General features: G+C 30.4%; 2 protein-coding genes. One reads left to right on the top strand and one right to left on the bottom strand.

The window, feature by feature from the left end; genetic code table 11:
- On the top strand, window positions 1-2,379 hold a 2,379-nt coding region (locus ABY863_RS13315), incomplete at its 5' end, for an alpha-2-macroglobulin family protein (protein WP_372795636.1).
- A 6-nt stretch (window positions 2,380-2,385) separates the two neighbouring features.
- Here ABY863_RS13315 and ABY863_RS13310 read toward each other — a convergent pair.
- On the bottom strand, window positions 2,386-2,896 hold a 511-nt coding region (locus ABY863_RS13310; RefSeq protein WP_372795634.1), incomplete at its 5' end, for a DUF4136 domain-containing protein.

Here is a 2,896-nt window from a genome sequence, read left to right as displayed (position 1 = left end):
GAAACCGCCTTTTTCTATCCACATTTAACCACCGACAAAGATGGAAATGTCAGTTTTAACTTTACTGTTCCTGAAGCTTTAACACGTTGGAAATTACAATTATTGGCACATACTAAAGATGTTGCAACAGCCACAAAAACCTTAACAACCGTAACTCAAAAGGATTTGATGGTATTACCAAATCCACCACGATTTTTACGTGAAGGTGATCATATTGTGTTTTCAAGTAAAATCTCAAATTTATCTGATAAATTGCTAAATGGAACTGCTATTTTAGAATTAACCGATGCTATTTCTGGTAAAGACATCAATAATTTATTGGGAAATGCCCTAAAAATAAAACCCTTTGAAATTGATGCTAAAGGAAATACCAATGTTAGCTGGGAATTATCTATTCCTGATGGTGTACAAGCTGTACAATACAAAATAATTGCAAAAGCTGGTAAATTTAGTGATGGAGAGCAAAATATATTACCTGTTTTATCTAACAGAATGTTAGTAACAGAAACTTTGCCAATGTGGGTTCGTAGCAATCAGACCAAAACATTTAGTTTAGATAAATTGAAAAACAACACTTCTACAACGCTTAAAAATCATAAATTAACGTTAGAAGTTACTTCCAATCCTGCTTGGTATGCGGTGCAAAGTTTACCCTATTTAATGGAATATCCATATGAATGTTCTGAACAAACTTTTTCTCGTTTATATGCAAATACATTGGCAAGTCATATTTTAGAATCCAATCCTCGCATAAAAGAAGTGTTTAATCAATGGCAAAATAGTGATGCGTTAATTTCAAATTTGGAAAAAAATGAGGAATTGAAATCTATAATTCTTCAAGAAACACCTTGGTTACGAGATGCGCAAAGTGAAACGGAACAAAAAAAACGTATTGCATTGCTTTTCAATTTAAACAAATTAACTAATGAGCAACAAACCGCCATCAATAAATTAAAAGAAATGCAGTTTAGCAATGGTGGCTTTCCATGGTTTAAAGGAAGTGATTACCCAAACCGTTATATAACACAACATATTGCAACTGGCTTTGGGCATTTACAAAAATTAGGTATAACATTTAATGAAGTTGAAACAACTAATAAATCCATTGAAACTATCATCTCAAAAGCTGTTAATTTTTTAGATGAAGAAGTTTTAGATGATTACAACAAACTATTAAAACAGGCTAAAAAATTACGAGATGTAGCTAAAACTAAAGAGCAAGGTATCAAAGCTGAGAAAGAATATTTAGAGAAAAATAATATTGGTTACACACAACTTCACTATTTATATATGCGAAGTTTTTATAGCACTATTGAATTACCTAAAAATGTTGAACCTGCTATTAACTATTATAAAAATCAAGCTTCTACCTATTGGAAAGACTTCAATTTATATGGAAAAGGATTGAATGCTTTGGTTCAATATAGAAATGGAAATTCAAAAACAACCTCTAAAATTTTAAATTCATTAAAAGAAAATAGTATTACTAGTGAAGAAATGGGAATGTATTGGAAAGAAAATACAGCGAGCTGGTATTGGAACCAAGCACCTATTGAAACGCAAGCCTTACTAATTGAAGTATTTTCTGAAATTGAAAATGATACTTCAACTGTTGATGAATTGAAAGTTTGGTTACTAAAAAATAAACAAACTAACCGCTGGGCAACAACAAAATCAACTACCGAAGCTGTGTATGCACTTTTATTACAAGGGAATGATTGGCTTTCTGTAAATGAATCTCTTGAAGTTACCGTTGGAAATCAGAAAATAGAGCCTTCAAAATTAGAAAATGTAAAAATTGAAGCTGGAACAGGGTATTTTAAAACTTCGTGGAATGGAAACGAAATAACTTCAAAAATGGGAAGTGTAACCATTTCTAAAAAAGATGAAGGAATTGCTTGGGGAGGTTTGTATTGGCAATATTTTGAAGATTTAGATAAAATTACGTCCGCAGAAACACCACTTAAATTGAATAAAAAAATATTCTTAAAAACAAATTCAGATACTGGTAAATTATTAACCGAAATTAATGAAGCAACACATTTAAAATTGGGAGATTTAATTACAGTAAGAATTGAATTAAAAGTAGACAGACCTATGGAATTTGTGCATATGAAAGATATGAGAGCAAGTGGTTTAGAACCTATAAATGTACTTTCACAATACAAATGGCAAGATGGTTTAGGTTATTACGAAAGCACAAAAGACGCTTCAACCAACTTCTTTTTTGACAATTTACCAAAAGGAGTATTTGTTTTTGAATACGATTTACGCGTAAATAACGCAGGTGATTTTAGCAACGGAATTACAACCATTCAAAGCATGTATGCTCCAGAGTTCAGTAGTCATAGTGAAGGAATTCGCATAAAGATAAATTAATCATTATTATTTTTTGGGGGGATAATTACTTAATAATTTTTGAAATGCTTCGGCTAGAAGCTGTTCTTTTTCAATAATTTTAATGTTGGTTTGAAAATTTCCTTCATAAAAACCCTGCCAAATTAATTTATCAGTTTTAGCATCAACAAAATCAATAGTAAATTGTTTTGTTAAGGTATTGCCATTAATTGGTAATTGCCCACCAACACTTATTCCTGAATGTCTTCCATAATTACCAAAACCAATACCAACTGAATTTCTTGGTGCCTCAAACTGATTTAATTTAACATCAACAAAAATTGCTGGATTATCACTAATTTCTAAACCCTTTTCAATAATGGATTTTTCCAATTGCGTAAGAATCCTATTCGCTTCTATTTCATTAATATTTAATAGAATATCATTATAAAACTGAAATGTTTTGTATTGATTAAAATCAACTTGATTATCGTAATCATATAGTATTTTAGGTGTAGTGCATCCTAAAAAAACAATGAACACTATTAGCTTAATATAT

Origin of the sequence: Lutibacter sp. (genome assembly GCF_041562875.1) — a bacterium.
Classification (GTDB): domain Bacteria; phylum Bacteroidota; class Bacteroidia; order Flavobacteriales; family Flavobacteriaceae; genus Lutibacter.
The sequence above is the reverse complement of the archived record's forward strand: the minus strand, read 5'-3'. Positions and strand labels throughout refer to the sequence as shown.